Origin of the sequence: Alteromonas lipotrueae (assembly GCF_019249215.1) — a bacterium.
GTDB classification, from domain to species: Bacteria; Pseudomonadota; Gammaproteobacteria; order Enterobacterales; family Alteromonadaceae; genus Alteromonas; species Alteromonas lipotrueae.
This window is the reverse complement of the sequence record NZ_JAESDI010000026.1, coordinates 1-20,184: the sequence shown is the minus strand read 5'-3', so window position 1 is coordinate 20,184 and position 20,184 is coordinate 1. Positions and strand designations below refer to the sequence as shown.

The 20,184-nt window shown below is 43.4% G+C and carries 16 protein-coding genes; all 16 read right to left on the bottom strand.

The window, feature by feature from the left end; translation table 11 throughout:
- Positions 1-11 precede the first annotated feature (11 nt).
- The 16 genes from JKP82_RS20190 to JKP82_RS20115 all read right to left on the bottom strand — a co-directional run bounded on the left by JKP82_RS20190 (position 12) and on the right by JKP82_RS20115 (position 20,092).
- Positions 12-1,058 (bottom strand): WD40/YVTN/BNR-like repeat-containing protein, encoded by a 1,047-nt coding sequence (locus JKP82_RS20190; RefSeq protein ID WP_159530299.1) that lies wholly within the window; start codon positions 1,056-1,058, stop codon positions 12-14.
- Positions 1,059-1,136: 78 nt separating this feature from the next.
- Positions 1,137-2,504 carry a DUF1329 domain-containing protein gene (locus JKP82_RS20185; protein WP_159530297.1) on the bottom strand — a complete coding sequence of 456 codons (1,368 nt, stop codon included), beginning with the start codon at positions 2,502-2,504 and terminating at the stop codon, positions 1,137-1,139.
- Positions 2,505-2,516: 12 nt separating this feature from the next.
- Positions 2,517-4,580 carry a DUF1302 domain-containing protein gene (locus JKP82_RS20180; RefSeq protein WP_159530280.1) on the bottom strand — a complete coding sequence of 688 codons (2,064 nt, stop codon included), beginning with the start codon at positions 4,578-4,580 and terminating at the stop codon, positions 2,517-2,519.
- Positions 4,581-4,835: 255 nt separating this feature from the next.
- A complete protein-coding gene (locus JKP82_RS20175; RefSeq protein ID WP_159530278.1) occupies positions 4,836-5,078 on the bottom strand; it encodes a DUF2835 family protein in 243 nt (80 codons plus the stop codon).
- The gene (gene pepN, locus JKP82_RS20170) at positions 5,056-7,716 is read right to left on the bottom strand and encodes an aminopeptidase N (protein WP_218398484.1); all 2,661 of its coding nucleotides are present in this window, start codon (positions 7,714-7,716) and stop codon (positions 5,056-5,058) included. Before pepN ends, JKP82_RS20175 begins: the two co-directional genes overlap by 23 nt.
- Before the next feature lie 33 nt (positions 7,717-7,749).
- Complete coding sequence (nhaC, locus tag JKP82_RS20165; RefSeq protein ID WP_159530274.1) at positions 7,750-9,231, bottom strand: Na+/H+ antiporter NhaC; 1,482 nt, start codon at positions 9,229-9,231, stop codon at positions 7,750-7,752.
- A gap of 23 nt (positions 9,232-9,254) precedes the next feature.
- Positions 9,255-10,589 (bottom strand): sodium-dependent transporter, encoded by a 1,335-nt coding sequence (locus JKP82_RS20160; protein ID WP_159530272.1) that lies wholly within the window; start codon positions 10,587-10,589, stop codon positions 9,255-9,257.
- Between the two features lie 87 nt (positions 10,590-10,676).
- Positions 10,677-12,716, bottom strand: coding sequence for a carboxy terminal-processing peptidase (gene prc, locus JKP82_RS20155; RefSeq protein WP_159530270.1), 2,040 nt, complete (start codon positions 12,714-12,716; stop codon positions 10,677-10,679).
- A gap of 2 nt (positions 12,717-12,718) precedes the next feature.
- Complete coding sequence (gene proQ, locus JKP82_RS20150; protein ID WP_159530268.1) at positions 12,719-13,390, bottom strand: RNA chaperone ProQ; 672 nt, start codon at positions 13,388-13,390, stop codon at positions 12,719-12,721.
- A gap of 17 nt (positions 13,391-13,407) precedes the next feature.
- Positions 13,408-13,698 carry a hypothetical protein gene (locus JKP82_RS20145; RefSeq protein WP_159530267.1) on the bottom strand — a complete coding sequence of 97 codons (291 nt, stop codon included), beginning with the start codon at positions 13,696-13,698 and terminating at the stop codon, positions 13,408-13,410.
- A complete protein-coding gene (gene msrC / locus JKP82_RS20140) occupies positions 13,695-14,156 on the bottom strand; it encodes a free L-methionine (R)-S-oxide reductase MsrC (RefSeq protein WP_159530265.1) in 462 nt (153 codons plus the stop codon). Before msrC ends, JKP82_RS20145 begins: the two co-directional genes overlap by 4 nt.
- A 12-nt stretch (positions 14,157-14,168) precedes the next feature.
- Positions 14,169-14,909, bottom strand: coding sequence for an SIMPL domain-containing protein (locus tag JKP82_RS20135; RefSeq protein WP_159530263.1), 741 nt, complete (start codon positions 14,907-14,909; stop codon positions 14,169-14,171).
- A 235-nt stretch (positions 14,910-15,144) separates the two neighbouring features.
- Complete coding sequence (locus tag JKP82_RS20130; RefSeq protein WP_218398482.1) at positions 15,145-16,266, bottom strand: pyridoxal-phosphate-dependent aminotransferase family protein; 1,122 nt, start codon at positions 16,264-16,266, stop codon at positions 15,145-15,147.
- A gap of 499 nt (positions 16,267-16,765) precedes the next feature.
- Positions 16,766-17,284, bottom strand: a complete 519-nt coding sequence (locus tag JKP82_RS20125) for a gamma carbonic anhydrase family protein (protein WP_159530261.1) — start codon at positions 17,282-17,284, stop codon at positions 16,766-16,768.
- 50 nt (positions 17,285-17,334) lie between these two features.
- On the bottom strand, positions 17,335-18,198 hold the full coding sequence (tesB, locus tag JKP82_RS20120; RefSeq protein ID WP_159530259.1) for an acyl-CoA thioesterase II: 864 nt from the start codon (positions 18,196-18,198) through the stop codon (positions 17,335-17,337).
- A complete protein-coding gene (locus JKP82_RS20115) occupies positions 18,191-20,092 on the bottom strand; it encodes a protein kinase domain-containing protein (protein WP_218398480.1) in 1,902 nt (633 codons plus the stop codon). Before JKP82_RS20115 ends, tesB begins: the two co-directional genes overlap by 8 nt.
- Positions 20,093-20,184: the final 92 nt, after the last annotated feature.

Sequence of the window (20,184 nt, the reverse complement as noted above, 5' to 3'; positions counted from 1 at the left end):
GCGAAACCACCCTACTTTGTATTTAGCGTTTTTATACCATTCGCGGTAACAGCTATGGTGTGGCCATTAAAGCTAACGGCATTTAACATGGCAGCTTTATCTTCAACCTGTGTTACTGAAATACCCTTTGCAGGCTCACAGTTTGCAGGGTTAGCGTATGGATCGTGATCGCTGACAGGTAGCGGACGAGTGGCTGACACCATCATACCGTTGTTACCCATTGCAACAACCGTGTCGTTATCGGACAGTAAAATTGAATTTAAGGTACTGGTTGAACAAGAATTTACATATTCCCACTCACCTTGGTTGCGTAAAACAAAAATATTTCCGCGAAGACCTACAGCCAGCAACGTAGAATCGTCAAGGGCTTTAATATCGAAAAATGAGCCTGTGTAATCAACCTCGAAACGTTCCCAATTTTTCCCCATATCATCGCTGCTAGCTAATAAACCCGCTTCTCCAGCAAGGTATAGTTTTTCGGCATCGCGAGTGACTCGATTTAAATGAGGTAGAATAGATTCTAATTCTTGTTGATAGAAGGCTTCGTCTTCTTCTCTAACACTTTCTAAATATTCACGATCGTATGGGTCTAACAAACTTGCATGACGCTCAGTTTCCCAGCTTTTTCCGCCATCTGTAGTCCGGTAAAAAAGACCGTACGCGCCAGCAGCAATACCGTGACTTTCATCGAAAAATAGCACATCTAAAAATGGACGTTGTAGTTCGGGCTGCACATTCTGGATTTCCCAGCTCTGTCCCTTGTCTGAAGAATGAATGATGGTGGCATCATGGCCTACAGCCCAAATATTGTCGCCTACTACGGTAGTTGCAGTGAGTGTAGCTTGGGTGGGTACGGCAACTTGATTAAACGCCGTCCCATCTTCTGAAATAAGAATATGCCCGCGTTCTCCGACAACAACGACAAATTTATCAGCGTCAATATCTAGCAAAACTGACTGTTCAACTAAGGGTGCAATATAGGCATCTTCTGCTGAAGCAGTTACGGAGTAATTTGCTGCGAGTGCTGCAGTTATGCACGCTGCAATGGTTTTTTTCATGATTAACCATTCTCCCTAAAATTTAATTGTCTGAAAACAAAAACGGTTGGCATTGCCAACCGTCTTAACACAAAACGCTTAGCGTTTACCTTCTCGTCGTAGCGCCTGAGGCGTAAACTCAACATCTCTTGGACGTATCGAGAAATCATACATACTTTCTTCGTTATCAAGACCAATGGCCAAATAACGGCGAGAGTTTAAGTCGTAATAGGTATCAAGGGTTGACCACTGTGTAGGTACTTCATAGTAGTTCACTCCATAAGCTACACCAACACGATACAACTCACCACGATTATCATACATATCAGCTACTTGAATTTGCCAGCTATCTTCATCAATGAAGAATACACGTTTTTGATAAATGTGACGGAAACCTTCTTTCAACGTAGCTTCAACCACCCAAACACGGTGCTTTTCCCAGCGCGTCAAATCAGGGTTAACGTGGTTAGCATGAAGAATTTCATCGTAACTTACGTTATCTGAATGCAGTGCATAGTTATTATAGGCTACGAACATCTCTTTCTTGCCAACGAGTTTCCAGTTGTAACGATTAGGAGAACCATTAAACATATCGAAGTCATCAGTGGTACGTAGACCATCTGCTGCAGTTCCTGGCGTGTCATAAGCAATGTTAGGTGCTAAACGTACACGACGCTGGCCAGTATTGTAAGTCCACGCTTTACGAGGCTCTTTAACCTGATCTACTGTTTCATGAACAAGCAGTGCAGTTCCAGCTAAACGAGCTGGTTTAGTCACTTTTTGCTTAAACATGAACAATACGTTTTCATCAGTAAGCTTTTCAGGTGTAGCACCTTCTTCAGCGTACTTAATCATTAACTGTTCATCAAAACCGATAACGTTGTAATCACCTGAAGTAGTTACCGCTGCTTGCCCACCGTTACGTTCTACGGCAGCACCGCGATAACGTAAAATGTGGTTCCAAATTGCTTCCATACCGGTTTTAGGCATTGGGAATGGAACACCCAACACTGCGCCTTTTATGCCGTTTCCGTCATCAAGCAACTCTGCATTAGTGGCGTTAACCTTTGTTGCATCATAAACAGCTTGCGGGTTAGATGCTGAACGACGAGTTTGATATACCGGCATGCGGTAAGTATCAGGATACGCTTCGAACAACTTTTTCTGACCTTCGGACAGGAAATCAGCATATTCTTTATAGTTCGACGCCGTTATCTCAAATAACACCTTATCTTCTGGAAAAGGGTTTGGATGGTGGTCGCCTACCGAATAGCCTTCGGGTGCTGATGTAATACCACCTGTCCATGCTGGAATGCTTCCATCAGCATTCGCAGCTTGTATAGCACCCATAGGCGTTAATTCACCGCCTAACTTTTTGGCATCTTCTTCAGAAACCTTAGCGTGAACACTTGCACCAGTTAGCGCTATTGAAAGCGCTGCTGCAATAATTCCAAATTTTCTAATCATATACATCACTCTTTAAATTGAATACTTGATGTTAAACGAAACAAAATCTCTGTCTGAAAGCGCATTAGTCGTTCCAATGCCGCCCCAGAATGCACTATAAGAAGCTGTTGCTGACCACTTACTTAAGTAATCGAACGTTAACGCCAGTGCCGCAGATTTAACATCTTCGGTGAATACATAGAGAGGGTCTGGTGTAGTACCCTCTACATCGTGAGAGAACGTCGCACGGGCTCGAAGGTTAACGCCCGCCATAATATCGTTCCAATCAGCAACGGCCAGTAGTCGGTAACCCCACGCGTCATCGGTAGCGAACGGGTTAGTTTCTGGACCGTCCGAAAGGCCTATGTGCAGACCTTCACGGTTATTGCCACTTGCAGTAGGTTCTAGCGACGGTGTACGCGATGTACCAGGCGCATTTAAGCGAATAACATTTGGATCTGGCATATCAACAATATTGACATAGCCCAACTCACCTAATAACACGAAGTTATCAGCACCAAACTTAGGACCATAAACGTGTGATGCAGTTAACTGCATTTGCCACGTGTCTGAGAACAAGAATCCTTCAGCTGTTTCACCTGGACCTACCGCTCGGCCGATATTGTTAAGTTGAGAAATACCTTCTAAGTCTGGACGCAGTCCAGCATTAGCTAGCTGCTCTGGCATACCCATATAGAGTAGCTCAACATCGTCAATTTGCAGCGGTTCATCAACACGGTAAGCAAATTCACCGGCTAACGCGGTAGTGCCAATGTTGGTGTTAAAACTCACCCCGTATAACTTAATGTCTTCTGGATAATAAAACTCAGATTGGGTGAATGCACCCAGCTCAGTAATGTTATCGCGCGTCACTTCGTTAGTTGCTATGAAGGCTAAGTCTGACGCAATACCTTCGGCGGTAAAGTCAGACGTTACACCAGAGATAAGTGGACGTTGGCTATGGTAGTTAATGTGGTAGAAACTGATTTCAGATTCGTTCAATGCCTCAGCAAACCAAGTAACACGTAAACCGTATTGACCCTGATCGTCGGCATCTTTATGCGCTTCGTCAGAATAGCCACGAATAGCCACTTTAGTAGGATATGCTAAGTAGGCAGAGGCAATATCAGCAGAATTACCGCCAGCACGTAACAAGTCACCGTAGCCATTAAGTGCAGTTAACAAGTGATCTAAATCAATATCAGGGTTACCACTGAAACCTAATTGGACGTTTTGACGCTGACCGCCCTCACCCGCAAAGTCGTTACCCGCGAAATAACTACCAGATACAGGCAACCAACTGCGTTCCCATTCATATTGATAGTAACCAGATACGCTTAATGTATCGCTTAGCCCTAACGAGGCGTAAACCATACCCACTGGAATAAATACTTCCTTAAGTTCCGCACCTGGTGCACGTGCACGGGTTACGTCAACAGGGTTCGTTGTATTGATACCATGTTGGATAAAGGTACTTTCACCCCAACTGATAACCTGGCGACCTACACGAAGGGTTAGAGGCTTGTCACCAATCCACCAATCACCATAGAAGAAGGCATCATACAGGCGCACATCGGTACACAATAAATCTTCTGCTTCCGGATCTTGACAGTGATCGTATTGAACGCCAGTAATGGCATTTGAATTAGGACGGTCACCATCCATTTGTTCAAAGTCGTAAAACCAAAAACCACGTGCGAAGAAACCGAAATCGCCAAAGTTTATATCTAGCTCATGGTTTCCTGAAATTTGTGTTGCAAATGCATCACCTGGATCATGAGATAAATTTCCTAAGTCGCCATTGGTTGAATAACCGCCGTCAGCTAACGCCCAAACGTCGCTACTAGGATAAAGTGGATTGAATGCTGCGTGGTAACCTGACCAATCAAACTGTGCATGATTACTATTTCCGATAAGACTGTAATCTCTAGACTCAGTACGAATACTGGTAGCCACTGTGAATGTAGAATCAAGAGAAATGCTAACATCACCTACTTGCCAATTAGCGGCGTTAGCAGGAAGTGCGGCAGCACCCAAGAGGGTTAGCACACCTACAGCAACAGGTGACATCTTAAAAGCGCGAGGCCTATTTATCATATTTTTATACTCCCTAGTCGACGCACAAGGCTGCGTGACATCGTGATCAACCATAACGATTAACAAAATGATTACATCATTTTGCCACTTTCGCAAGAAGTAATCGTACCAGTTAACAAAATTTACAACATTAATCGTATCAAATAGTTATTGCTTTGTGGGGACTATAAAAGCAACTTATCCGAAAGGTGTAAGTAATTGGCGTTATCTTAAAATATACGCACAAAAAGCAACCAAAGGTAAAGGTTTTATGCTTTAGCGTAACCGCTCGAAGGCTTTAATTTTGTTGTTGGCATCAACAATCATGCGAAAACGACCGACAACACCTTGGGAGGTGATGAACTGTTTTATTCTAGTAGAGGGGACTTGTACGCTGATGCCATTTTCCGCCATCATAACGACGGTTGGTACAGCACCAGAGTACAGTGCCTCACATTGATTGTAAGGCACATTGACTGAAAAATAATAAACGGTATCAGTGGCTTGAATGGTTGTCATACGCCAAACTTTTGCTCACTTTCTCAAACACATCTTTGCTTAAGCCTTTGTGATTTAACAATCGACCTAGCTGTGCTTTCATCAACACTTGATGGGGTTCTGCAAAACCTTGCCATTGTATCAAGGGGGTTATTATCCGTGCTGCCACTTGCGGGTTAATAGCATCTAGCTTAATAAGATAGTCGGTGACAAACTTATACCCTTCCCCATCTACACTATGGAAACGTTCGCTGTTATAGAATGCGAAACTGCCTATTAGTGAACGTACGCGATTAGGATTACCCATACTAAATTGAGGATGCTCGCTTAACATGGTAATGGTAGCCAGTATGTTTTCACGGGGTTGCGTTGCATGTAAGGCAAACCATTTATCAAGCACTAAGGGGTCATGACGCCATTTTTCTTCAAACTTGGCCATCAAGTTTTCAAATGCTTCAGAGGGTAGTGACTGGGCGGCTTTTAGTGCGCCTAGGGTGTCAGTCATGTTGTCGGTCTTATCGAACTGCGATATCACCAAGTCTTGATGCTGTGGTAAGCGTGCCAAATGAGATAACAGTACATTTTTACAGCGACGAGCATTAACTGCATCTTGTTGGTAACTATAGGTTTCTGTGGCGATACCATTAAACGCATTAAGTAACACTTCTTCTAGCTGGGTAGAAAACTGTCGGCAAAACGCCTTTCGTGCCTGTATGAGTGGGTGCACATTAATATCGCATCGAGACTGACACAAGGTTTCAAATGAAGGTATCACTAAACATTCACTTAAAAGCTCAATATTATCAACTTCGCTGTCTATTGCAGAGCGAATACCCGCCCAAATACCACTGTCTATCGTAGCAGTGGCATCTTCATATAGCTCACTGATACAGCGGTTATACAAAGTCTGCATAGCATCCCAACGATTGAACGCATCTTGCGAATGGGCAAATATAGTGAGTAGTGAAGCGGTGTCGAGTTCATTGTGTACTTTCACTGGGGCGGAAAAGTTACCCAATAACACTGGGGTCAATTTCTTAGCATCACAAGTAATGTTAATCGTGATTTCAGGCGCATCTACTATCAAAAGGTCGTTCTGAATAACGCCACTGTCATCATGATATCGATTACCATCTTCATCGATAACTTCAAAGCCCAGAGGAATATACAAAGGAAGCTTTTCGCTTTGATCTGCTGTGCTGGGGGTATTTTGGGTTACGGTGAAGGTATGTACATACCCCGTATCATTCTTGATAACGTTGTGAGCAAGAGACACTTGCGGTGTACCAGATTGACTGTACCAGCGAGAAAACTGAGTAAGATCTAATTCGGTAGCCGATTGCATGGCTGAAACAAAATCATCGCACGTCACTGCTTGTCCATCATAACGACGGAAGTATTCGTCCATGCCTCTTCTAAAACCTTCCGGCCCTAAAAGGGTATGGAACATGCGAATAACTTCTGCGCCTTTATCGTACACCGTCACCGTATAAAAGTTATTCATCTCAATAACTTCTTCAGGTCGAATAGGATGGCTCATTGCGCTGGCATCTTCTGCAAATTGGTGCTCGCGCATCACACGCACGTGTTTAATGCGGTTGCTTAACGGCGATGTCATGTCAGCACTAAATTGCTGATCGCGAAATACCGTTAGTCCCTCTTTTAAACTAAGCTGAAACCAGTCTCTACACGTTACGCGGTTACCAGTCCAGTTATGGAAGTACTCGTGGGCGATAACAGCTTCTACATTAAAGAAATCATCGTCAGTCGCTGAGTCTTGGTCGGCCAATACAAATTTACTGTTGAATACATTCAGGCCTTTGTTTTCCATCGCGCCCATATTAAAGAAGTCGACGGCCACAATCATGTAGATGTCGAGGTCGTATTCGAGCCCGAACACGTCTTCATCCCATTTCATGGCACGCTTCAATGAATCTAAAGCGAAGGTACCTTGAGATTTCTTACCTTTATCGACATAAAGCTCCAGCGCTACCTCTTTACCACTTGTGGTGGTATAGGTGTCGGTTAATAAATCAAAATCACCTGCCACTAACGCGAATAAATAACAAGGTTTTGGGTGAGGGTCGTGCCACGTAACGAAGTGCGTACCATCAGGGTTTTCACCACGCGCTACAGGGTTGCCGTTTGATAACAACATGGGGAACGATTTATCCCCTATGACTTTCACTGTATAAACTGACAAGACATCAGGTCTGTCTGGAAAATAGGTTATGCGCCTGAAACCTTCTGCTTCACACTGCGTACAGTAAGCGCCGCCTGAAAGGTACAAGCCTTCTAGTGCTTTATTGTTTTCTGGGTCAATGTGATTTTCAATTTCTAACTCAAAATCGTCTGCATCGACATTTAACGAAAGCGTTTCGTCATTCTGTGTGAAGTCAGTGAAAGATTTACCGTTAACTTTTATAGAGACTAACGTTAATTTTTGCCCGTCTAATACAAGTGGCTGCCTTTCGTGGCCGCTATTTTCATCAGCGCTTTCAACGGTGTTTTTAGCCGTGTTGTTGGCAAGCGTACGCTTAACGCTAAGGATACTTTTAACCACGGTTTTTGTGGGGTGTAAAGAAATAGTTAGGTCGACTAACGGGATAGAAAAAGCGGGCGGAAGATAATCCGCCCGACGTTTAGCTGTAACTGACATAGAGTCTCCTAAAACAGAAAGTCTACGCAACTGTTATTGGTTTGCTTCGCCAGGTTGCTTTGCATAATCTGGAGGTGTTAGGCGAAGAATTTTAATTCCTAAGTATGCGTAGATAATAGCAAGAATTGGATTTATTACGTTAAAGAACGCGTAGAAAACATAGTCGAATGGGTTTACCAACAGCACACTGTGCATGTAGGCACCACACGTGTTCCAAGGAATTAGTGGAGACGTTAAGGTTCCGCCATCTTCAAGACTACGAGATAAATTTAACTGATGTAGACCACGCTTTTCGTACTCTTCTTTGTACATGCGGCCTGGCATCACAATAGAGATATACTGATCGGCCGTAACCAAGTTAGTCGCAAAGCATGTAAGAATGGTTCTGCTTACCATATCACCGGCCGACTTAGCCCCTAATAAAATAGCGGAAACTGCACGTTTTAGTAACCCTACTCTTTCAAGCACCGCTCCAAAAGACATGGCACAAATAATCAACCATATCGTATTGAGCATAGACGACATACCGCCTCGTGAAAGCAAGCTATTCAAGTTTTCATCAGGCGTTGAAAAACTCACGCCATCAAACAAGGCCGTCCAAACTACTTTTAAAGCCCCGACACTGGCACTATCATCGCTGCTAGCCATACTGGCCACCACATCACTTTGAAATAATACAGCCCACAATGCTCCTAATAAAGCACCAATAGACACTGCAGGAAACGCTGGCACTTTTTTAACGGCAAGCGTTAACAATACTACGAGAGGGACCAATAAGTACCAGCTTAAATCAAAAGACTCGTCCAACAGCAACTGCATTTGCTCGATGCGATCAGCTTTTGCATCACCGGTTTCACTAAAGCCCAATACCACAAATAGGATAAGCGCTAGAATAAAACTAGGAACAGTAGTCCATAGCATGTAACGAATGTGTTCAAATAAGTCGGTACCAGCCACTGCGGGGGCTAAATTGGTTGTTTCAGAAAGCGGAGAAATTTTATCGCCAAAGTAAGCCCCAGATACAACCGCACCGGCAGTAATGGCCGCAGACATATCCATACCCGCAGCAACGCCCATAAGTGCCACACCTACAGTAGCCGCGGTAGTCCAAGAACTACCAATACTCATCGCAACCACGGCGCAAATTAAGCACGCAGCGGCATAGAAGAATGAAGGGTTTAATAATTCTAAACCGAAATAAATAAGTGTAGGTACGGTACCGGCTAACATCCAAGTACCAATAAGCGAACCTACGGCCAATAGAATTAAGCACGCACCGAGAGACATAGAGATACCATCGACAATGCCTTTTTCGATAGTTTTCCAACTGTAACCGTTTTTCATACCTATAATGGCGGCAAGGCCCATCGCCAGTAATAACGCAATTTGGTTGGGCCCATACGATGAATTATCGGCAAATAAATAAACCGCACTCCCCATCATCAGCACTAGGGCTACAATGGGGATCATCGCGTCAAGTAACGAGGGTTCTTTTAATTCTTTAGTAGTTGTCATTTTTATTATTCTTAAGCCTTAAATCAAAAAACTGAGCGGTAAAACATTAGCGCAATAATAACGGGGCAAACGAAGCGTACATACCAAGGCCAAATTTTCCAAAACAAACCGTGTTCCGCGTTTGCATCGCCTTCTTTAAGTTCATCAAGTATGGCATCTCTACGCCACACCCATCCGGCAAATATACATAACACTAACCCAAGTAGTGGTTGACTGTACTCAGTGGTAAGGGCAATAACGAACCCAAACAGTGCATTAAAATTAAGGATAATAATGCAGCTAAGTACAAAGATAATGGCCGCCATCAACACTACCGCTTTTTTACGCACCAAGCCTCTACTTTCCACCATATAAGCCACGGGTACTTCAAGCATGGATATTGAAGAGGTAACGGCTGCAATCGCCATTAACGCAAAGAAAGTAAATGCAACAAACACACCTACCGCGCCAATCGTATCAAACAAGGCAGGCAATACTTTGAAAATAAGCGAATCACCTTGAATTAATGCCCCCTCTGGCGTAAAGATTTCTACACCATTATGTAGTGCTACATACATGGCAGGAATAATAAGCATACCGGCAATAACGGCTACACCAATGTCTACTAGAGCAACAGAAGCACCAATGGTGGGCAAGTTCTCCTTTTTGCTTAGGTATGAACCGTAAACCAGCATGGTACCCACACCCAATGACATGGAGAAAAAGGCTTGGCCCATGGCATCAATTAATAAGTCGGGGTCAAGAATACGTGTAAAATCTGGCACCAAATAAGCGCTCCAGCCATCGGAGGCACCAGGCTGTAAACTTACATAAACGATAAGGGCTAAGATTAGCAGTACCAGTGTAGGCATCAATCTTACCGACCATTTCTCAATACCTGACTTTACACCACCGACAACGATGAAAGCTGTTAACGCCATGAATATAAAGCAAAAAATAATGTTACGCGTAACCGATGACGTTAAAAGCCAATCACTTGCAGACTGTAATCCCACCATATTGACGGCAGAATCAGCAAAATAAACCAACATCCAACCGCCCACAATGGCGTAAAACGCCAGGATAAGTGAGACGGTTATACAACCCCAAATTCCCGTTGCACGACCGATGAAGTTGCCGGAAATATTACCCAGCGCATCTACCATGTTAGAACGAGAGCTTCGTCCGATGATGAGTTCGGCCATGAGGACGGGGTATGCAAGAACGAACGCGAGAAGTAAATAAACGAGAACAAAAGCAGCACCGCCATTCGTTGCTACTTTGGTGGGGAACCCCCAAATATTACCGAGTCCAACTGCTGAACCCGCTGCTGCGAGCACGAACCCGATTCGAGAAGAAAACTCGCCTCTGATAGCCATGTGATTTCCCTTTATTTATTATTGTTGTATAGGTATATCAGACACAAAAAAAGGGCTGGCCACTGACCAGCCCTCTGTCATCAACCTTTAGTGTGTTATTGCGTATCTGCCTGTTTCAATCATATCAAAAGTAATATTGGCAGCTTCATCTAAGAACGGGTCTAACTCTTCCATATCTTCAGGTAGGTCATCAAGTGTTTTGACTAATTCTTTACCCATACGCTGTAAACGTTCATTGGCTCTTTCAAGCGCTTTTTCTTCAGCTTCTTTTTTATCTGACTCACGTTCAGATTTTACCAATGAAATAAAGTTCTTATCTTTGTTTTCTTTGTACTCAACAATATCGTCGTGAATATAAGAAAACTCAGGGTCTTGCATAATCCGTTTATTATGTTTCGCGGTTAGTACGTCAAGTGCTGCTTGGCCGTCAGCAAACGTTGTGTAGTTCGCGCGGTTAATGCTGTCCCAAGGTAATGCGTTATCCTGCTGGCTCTCGCCCCAATCAGCAGGTTCTATTGCTGAAGGATAAAGAATATCTGGCACTACCCCTTTATGCTGCGTACTTCCACCGTCAATACGATAAAACTTAGCGATGGTGAATTGCACGCTACCCAGTGGGTTGTCGTACAAGTCATAAATTTTACCTAAACCACGGTGTTGTTGAACAGTACCTTTACCGAAGGTTTGTTCACCAATAATTAACGCGCGATTATAATCTTGCATAGCCGCGGCGAAGATCTCTGACGCTGATGCACTGTAGCGGTCTACTAAAACCGTTAATGGGCCATCGTAAGATACTTTTCCATCGGTATCGCGATTAACACTGACTTTAGTTTGACCGTACCGAATTTGTACCACTGGCCCTTTTTCAATGAAAAGACCGGTAAGTAAAGTCGCTTCTGTTAAAGAGCCACCACCATTTCCGCGCAAATCTACAATAATACCTTTAACGTTTTGCGCTTTAAGGCTGTTTAATTCCTTTTCAACGTCCGCATGCAAGTTGTTGTAGAAACTAGGAATGGTAATAACACCCAAAGGCTGATTGGCATGTGGTCCAGTTTCAGGCGTGTAAATCTCAGACTGCGCCGCTCGATCTTCAAGCTTAATTTTGTCACGAGTAAGACTAACAACAGACATGGTTTTTGCATCTGTTGCGCCTTTTTGAACTTGTAAGCGTACCGCGCTGCCCTTCGGCCCTTTGATTAGCTCGACAACTTCATCTAAACGCCAGCCAACTACATCAACGAACTCTTCATCTTCTTGAGCTACACCAACAATTTTATCTTCCGGCTTTAACGCCCCAGATTCATCGGCAGGGCCACCTGGCACTACGCTTTTGATAACGGTGTAATCTTCTTCGCTTTGAAGTACCGCACCTATACCTTCAAATTCCAAATTCATCTCCATTTGGAATCGGTCAGCATTTCGTGGTGACAAGTAACTAGTATGCGCTTCAATGGTACGCGCAAAGGCATTCATAGCAATTTGAAATACATCTTCGCTTTTAGTCTGTTTGGTTCGCTTGATAGAACGTGAGTAACGCTTTTCTAGAAGCTCTTTCGCTTCTTCCCACGTTTTATCCGCGAGAATAAGATTCAACGCATCATATTTAACACGTTGGCGCCAAATCTCATTTAATTCATCTTCACTGGTAGGCCATTCGGCTTCTTCGCGATCGTAATAAAATTTGTCGTCGGCTTTTTCAAAATCAAAAGGCCCTTTCTCTAATGTTGCTAACGCAAACTCGTAGCGCTCGATACGACGCTGCGCACTTACATTGTACATGTCGTACGCAACAGAAAGGTTGCCCTTGCTCAACGCATCATCGAATGCATTTCGATATTTTTCGAAACCCACCACATCAGACAATAAAAGCACTTGCTTGTTGTGATCTAACGATTCGATGAAACGCTGATAGATACGTGCCGATAACACATCATCCAACGAAATTTCTTTATAGTGAGCGCGGGTAAATAACGCACTAACGCGTTTTGCAGCAACACTATGCTGTGTCTCTTGTTGAAGAACGGGGAGTTCTTCAACATCGGGGGTTGTGGTGACTGCACCAGCGCCTACCCCAACGGTAAGAAATGCACTAGCAATGGAAATTCGAAGGATATCTTTCATATTTACGACCTCTTGGAGCGTGCCAAACGTAAAGCATCTGCATTTACTTTTACCACCATACCTGAGTCTAACTGAACATGAATACCGTCTTTAGCAATTTCGGTAATAACAGCTGGCATAGGGGTTTTACCTAATTTAACCGTTACGTTTGTACCTTGTTGCATATCGGCATCAGTCAATTTTGCCGGTGGTGTCTTAGTTGGTCTCTGAATTTTCGGTTTAGTTCCCTGCTGGCCATCTTTGTTGCTGCCTGCAGGCGTCGAACCGGAAGACTTCGGACGTGCAAATTGACGTTTTTCTTTCTTTTGAGGCTGCTGAGCTTGCTTAGCTTTGCGCTTTTCGGCGGCTTTCGCTTTGCTTTCTTCTAGCTGCTTCTGTGCATGATCGGCATGCTCTTTCTCAATGGTTTCCCCTTCAACACCATCTAAGTCGACACGGTTAGCGCCTTCTTTGATGCTGTAAAGGTAGCGCCAGCTGTTCGTATAATGGCGAAGTGTTGAGCGGAGTAATGTTTTACTCACTCGTTCTTCGCTTTCTAAACGCTGGGCTAAATCTTGAAAGATGCCGATTTTAAGTGGTAGGGCTTCGCCTTCAATACTAAAGCATTTAGGGAAGGTCTCGGAAAGGAAAGCGATAACTTCCTTACTGCTAGTAAACTTTTCTGGTGATTCCATTAAACTTTCTAAATTATTCAAGAGATTTCTTCATTACTCTCATCATCCCAAGTTGCCAGCGCGTGGTCAACCCAATCGAGTAATTCGTCATCATCAATTTCTAATAAATGTTTATCTTGTTGCCAAGACTCCCAACCGTGTTGCAATAATTGTTCAAGTCGATGGGTTTCAATATCTTCATCGGCTCTATCATAAATTGCGTGAAGTATGAAATTCAATCGTTCTGACGCTTCATCAGGGTCATCGTGATTGTCTTCCATATCTTCATAAGTAGATAGTACTACATGGATGTCAACGTTGTATTTCATAACGATTGCTGAGATTCAATAAGTATATCGGCTATTTTACACAACCCAAGCTCATCTTGCTCGTCGAAACGAGAAAATTCTGGGCTATCGATATCTAAAACACCAATTAGTTCACCATTTACCACAAGAGGAATGACGATTTCGGCGTTTGAAGCGGCATCGCAGGCAATGTGGCCAGAAAAGGCGTGAACATCTGCAATACGCTGTACTGTTCGGGTTTCAGCGGCAGTTCCACACACACCTTTCCCCATAGGAATACGAATGCAAGCGGGTTGCCCTTGAAAAGGACCTAACACTAACTGCGCTTCTTTATAAAAATAAAAACCAGCCCAATTTACCTTATCGAGATGGTTAAAAAGTAGTGCACTGATGTTCGCCATGTTGGCAATGACATCGTGCTCACCAGCAACCAGGCTTTTCGCCTGGCTTATTAACTGGGCATATTGTTCTTCTTTCAAACGGTTACCCTGCTATTGAATAATAGTGAAACTAACGTTTATACGCGCTTCTACAGTTTCTTGCCCTGGTAAAGAAACAGACATTTCTTTGGCAAAAGCATCTGCACGCATAACTGGAACGGGCATATTGCCACCAGATTCAGAGATTGCAACTACTTCGCCCACTTCAACGCCTAATTCCTTCGCTAAAAGTGCCGCTCGTGCCTTGGCATCTTTCACCGCTGCGACTAATGCAGTTTGGTATGCGTTGGTTTGCGTTGTGCTTACAAACGAAAATTGTTGAATGCGATCAACACCACGTCCTAGTACGCCATCTAACACTTTATCATAGTTTTCGATATTGGAATCAGTCACTGATATTTCACGACTTAATGTAAATCCTTCCTGCACTCGGCCGTTCGGGCTATTTACATAACGAGGCGTTAAACGAACCTGCATAGATTGAATGTTACTGCGTTCAATGCCCTGCTCTAGCAAAAAGCTCACAACAGCGCGTAAATCGGAAGCAAGTGTAGTGTTAAGCTTACCAACGGTTTCGCCTTGTTCTTCGATAACAAACGTTACTGAGTATGCATTAGGAGTGACTGACATTGCGCCTGTGCCTTGAACGTGAATAAGCTGTTGCTGTTGTTGAGCCATTGTTGATGTACTTAGCATTGCGGCGACAATACCCGTTAATAATACCATCGGTGATAAGCGTTTGCGCGCGGTAATACGTTTTAGAGGCGCCGCTAGTTTATTAATTGCACTCATTCAAAACTCCGTGTTTATTAAAATTAAATCAGGTAAATCATAAGTAACGGTAAGTGAACGTATTATGAACCGCAACTAAATCATTCATAAAACAGGCGAATTAACTAATACGTCAGTTTTGACAAAAGGCGTTAAACTTTTTTATTTGTTGGGGTAAATCAGTGGCAAATATAAAAAAGTGGGCTCGCTGGCCCACATTTAATGTTAAGAATACTTAGCTGAAATTTGCATCCTTTTATTTCAGTACTTTTTGTAAGGAAGTGAGGCAGTGATCAATATTGCGAGGTTTACACGCATAGCCCATTAACCCAATGCGCCATACCTTACCCGCAAATTCACCCAAACCAGCACCAATTTCTAAATTGAAATCGTTAAGTAATCTTGAGCGAACTTCAGCGTCATTAACGCCATCTGGAATGTTGACCACATTAAGTTGTGGTAGGCGATATTCGGCATCTACGGCAAGCGAAAGACCTAAGCCCTCTAGTCCAGCTACCAGCTCTTTATGCCCGGTTTGATGACGTTGCCATGCGTTTTCTAAACCTTCTTCTTTCAATATTAATAAGGCTTCGTAAAACGCATACATACTGTTTACAGGCGCGGTATGGTGATAAGCACGCTTAGCCCCTTTCCCCCAATAACCCACAATTAAGTTCATGTCTAAAAACCAGCTCTGTACTTTGGTTTTTCTGTGTTGAATGACATGCACTGCGCGGTCACTGAACGATACTGGTGAAATACCTGGTACGCAGCTTAAGCATTTTTGAGAGCCAGAATAAATGGCATCTATGCCCCACCCATCTACGTCTAGCTCGATACCACCTAAAGAAGTCACCGCATCTACTATGGATAAACAGTCGTATCGCTTAGCAAGTTCACATAAACGTTTTGCATCGTTTCTGACGCCGGTTGAGGTTTCTGCATGTACGAAAGCCAGCACTTTAATATCGGCATCTTTTTTAAGTGCATCTTCTACCGCGTTCAAATCGGTTTGCTTGCCCCAATCGTTTTTGATCACGATGGCCTGACCGCCACATCGCTCAACATTTTCTACCATACGATTGCCGAACACGCCGTTAATACACACCAGTACTTTATCACCGGGCTCAACCAGGTTAACAAAGCAGGCTTCCATACCGGCGGAACCCGGGGCAGAAATAGGCATTGTTAATGCGTTTTCCGTTTTAAATGCGTATTGAAGCAGCTGTTTGGTGGCATCCATAAGCTCGATAAATAGCGGATCTAGGTGACCAACAGTAGGTCTAGCAATCGCATTAAGAATACGAGGGTTTACATCTGAAGGACCAGGCCCCATTAATGTGCGCTCAGGCGGAAGAAAAGTAGAGTGCGTTTGCATATCAGTCCTTAACAATATTAGTAATAATAGCGTACCTTCATTCTTACAATCTTAGCAGCTAGGTACAACAGCTTGTTGTGAACATAACTGATATGAATGGAAAAACCATGCTTCATAACAAGACAAGCATTGAGCAAGATGTGGATAAGCGGTGTGTATCATGAGGATAAGGGCGTTACAAAAATATCCAAAAACTCCGACCAGTGAGAAACCTATGATTATTCGAAAGTTATTACTGTTTTTATTGGTTCAAAGGTTCTGTAAAATAAATTTCACAATGTTTAGTTTATAAAATGAACAAATATGAACTATAGTTATTGTCCGTTTGAAAGAATTTGCATGTACTTCTCCCTTGCAATAGTTAGCGCACGGCTCAGCAATGAGCCATTCCCCTATGCCCAGAACCTATGTTCTGGGCATTTTTTATGAGAAGCGCTTAACGTCCTATGCTGATGAGTAGAATACTGGTTGACAATCATTGCCATAGAAATCGTGCGAATTAGACTTCACAAAGATGCTTATTGTAATGCTTTGCATTATGCGCATAGTGCGCAGAAGATGCTTGAAGCTTTTCCTCTACGCTGCTATCGAGCTGCTTTACCACTTTTCCTGGTGATCCCACCACTAAGCTGTAGTCTGGAACCTCCATATTTTCGGTAATTAGCGCATTAGCGCCGATAATGCAGTACTTCCCTATTTTCGCACCATTTAATACCACAGCATTAATACCAATTAACGAGTAGTCACCTACGGTACACCCGTGCAACATGACTTTATGGCCCACGGTTACACCTTTACCTAAAGTGAGCGGAATACCGGAATCAGTATGAAGAACACTACCGTCTTGTACATTAGTAAGCTCTCCTACTGTAATTGCATCCATATCTCCGCGAATAACGACATTGAACCAAACACTACTATGTGGTTTTAATATTACGTTACCGATAACATGCGCGCCGGGAGCTATATAACTGGTGCTATCACACTCAGGTGTCAACGTATCAAGGGAATATCGCATAATCGTTCCTTGTTCATGATTTAAAAAAGTGGGCTTAAAACAAAATGGTATTAGTCGACATCTACCTGCCGCATCAAACCTTCTTGGGTTGCCGAGGCCACCAACTCACCTTGTTGAGTGAAAATTTGACCTCTAACCAACCCTCTTGCTCCGCCACTAAACGGACTTTCCATTACATACAGTAACCATTCATTTAAATTGACGGGGCGGTGAAACCACATGGCATGATCGATAGTCGCAATACGTAGCGATTTGTCGGTGACTGAAATACCGTGTGGTTGTAATGATGTGCTTAAAAAGTGGTAATCAGAAGCATACGCTAGCGCCGCTTGTTGCAGTGTAATTTCAGGCGCAAGTTCATCCCTCGCCTTCATCCAAATATAACGTTTTGCTGGGTGGCGGGTTGATTGATAGGAATTCGCCGCGCCAATAGTGCGGATATCTACCGGGCGGTGATAACTTAAAGCTTCTCGCATAGGGCGTGCAATTTTGTCGAAGTTCTTTTCATAAAACTCGATATCAGATTGCACTTCTTCCGGCGGCGGCACATCAGGCATATCAGCTTGTTGGTGATGCATTCCTTTTTCGGGTACTTGAAACGATGCCGTCATGTAAAAGATGTTTCGGCCATCTTGTATTGCTTTTACTCTTCTTGCAGAAAAACTCCGACCATCTCGAACCACTTCCACATCGTAGACTACCGGTTTTTTTGCATCGCCGGGAAGCAAAAAGTAAGTATGAAACGAATGCGCTACGCGGTCTTTGTCTACCGTTTCATAGGCGGCAGCCAACGCTTGCCCCAGAACTTGCCCGCCAAATAAGGCGCGAAAGCCTAAATCCCAACTTTGTCCGCGATACAAACCCGCTTCAACAGTCTCTAATTCAAATAACGAAGATAATTTAACCTCAGGCATGCTTTTCTTTCTCTTGTTGCTCAGCGTTCGGGTTTCTTGGGTAGTATTTTTCGGGTAAATACGCCCTATGCTCAAAAAATCGCGTGTCTTTATAGGGTAACTTCATAAAGCCTGAAATGCCTAGCCCTTTTATTGACGGCACATGTTCCACTAACTTGGCTAATAATTCCGAAAACCTATCTTGCTCTTGATGATTGAGCAATGTGTAATAGCTGTGAATTTTTAAATGCGTACTTAATGATTCAAATATAATACAGCCAGTGTGATGAATCGTATTAAGCTCTTTGATGATAGTAATGATAGGGTCTGGCAATTTCAAAAGCTCATCTGGGTCGTCACCGTCCTCAAAATAAGAATGGGTTCTAGATTCATCTTGTGCCACCGACGCACGGGAAAGTTCAAACGGTATTACGCATTCAGATGTTGGTACAAACGCGTCGTTTTCACTTTCTCGTTCAATATGCAGCGTATTTTTAGCGTTGAACATGCAGCATTTAAACACCCCTGGCTTATGAATAGCGCGAGCAAGGTTAATCACGTTATTAACCGCCAATTCGAAGGCGGTTTTTAATGCTGCATCGTGCAAATTTAAACTGGAGTCTACATAAACGCCGTTAGGCTCCCAGCGAATCGCCATACCTCCTACAACGGGATATCGGCCAAGGCGACTAATTGCCGAAACAAAGGCTTTTTCGGTATCGCCCATGCCTTGCAAAAAATTTTTGTAATAACGGTCGAACTGGGCATCATCGATATATCGTAGTGAAGCATCATCTAATGCAGATTGCTGACGCAAATAGGATTTCCGAGAGCTGTATACAACGGTTTCAATGTCATCTTTCGAGGGAGTGATCCACGTGGGAATGCTGGGTACATACTCTGGTACTGTGTCTTCAGAAAACACCATATGTTTTAGCACGTGCAAGTTATTGAAGAAGTAATCTCCCCCTTGGTGCCTTTTCTTTGGATCATCACTGAGCATATATTCTAATATGCTCGCTAACATTTTTGGCAGCCCTAACGACGAAGGGCGAATAACCTGATGACCATACCGACAAGATTGACCCGATGCTAAAGCGTACAGCGTGCTCGCCATACCTTGTTCATCAAAACGTGGTGACGATAGCGCCCCGTTTAGTTGGTCTTCTCCAATAAAATAAACATCACCTAGTCGGGAGTTGGTTTGGTGAAGCTCACTAGACATCAAATCCATCACATTATTACTGGTGTACTGACCATTTTCATCCACTTGCGCAAACACAGATGAGCCCCAATCAATAAGCCCAATACACTCTTTAGATTCATTCCATACCAAGTTAGAAGGTTTAATGTCGCCATGCACGATGGGTTTGGCGTTGCCATTTTGTGTATGCTTTCGAAAGTAGCGCAGCAAATCACCCAGTTGTACGGCTATTTTAACTATGATCCTTGGGGGAAGTGGCCCGCGAGCTAAGCTAACTTTTTCAAGATCGTCGCCAGGAGCACGCCCCATCACCAATATAGATTGTTTACCTATTTGTTGATATTCAATCAATGTAGGCACATACGGATGTGAGACTTGAGATAACATGAAGGCTTCTTCTTCAAGCCGTTCTTGTACATGTTGAGGAAGATTTATTCTAGAAAACTTAAAGACATGTTCCTGAGCCTTCGAGTTTTGAGTTGAACCCGAATCAGGATTTGGGTTTTGATTTAGATTAGGCGCGGTACCTGCAAATGCAAACCCAAACGCCCCTTTTCCCAATAGGGAGATATTGCGATAACCTAAACTAGCCAATTGGTCGATGCACAGTGCTACCCAATCCTTGAGTTTTTTTGCATCAGCATGTGAGAGCAGATAAATAGACTGCTCATCGGGTATATAAAAATGCGTTAACCCTTTTACCTGAGACATGCCAATTGCCTACCTCTCTTCTTGTTTACACTTATGTGCTTAGAAACACTTTTTAGCTTTTTGTTTATACCTTCTAGCTAAAGGTATTAATC